The 239-nt window shown below is 54.4% G+C and carries 1 pseudogene; it reads right to left on the bottom strand.

Annotated elements, in window-relative coordinates:
- Positions 1-239, bottom strand: a pseudogene (locus tag ACTHR7_RS10925) (IS5/IS1182 family transposase); the annotation flags it as partial.

Raw genomic sequence — 239 nt, 5'->3', positions numbered from 1 at the left:
TTACTCGGTGTGGTTTGGCCGCTGACTTGTCCTTCTTCATCGACTTCTATGGCCTGGCGCTGTTTGCTGCCGGCGGTATGAATAATGGTGGCGTCAATGACGGCGGCGGATGCTTTCTCTACTTTTAGGCCTTTTTCGGTCAGTTGGCGGTTAATCAGTTCCAGCAATTCGGACAGGGTGTCGTCTTGCGCCAGCCAGTTGCGGTAGCGGCATAAGGTGCTGTAATCGGGGATGCTCAG

This window comes from Neisseria sp. P0007.S010 (assembly GCF_051962875.1).
In the GTDB taxonomy this organism is placed as follows: Bacteria; Pseudomonadota; Gammaproteobacteria; order Burkholderiales; family Neisseriaceae; genus Neisseria; species Neisseria subflava_A.
This window is presented reverse-complemented; position numbering and strand designations above follow the sequence as displayed.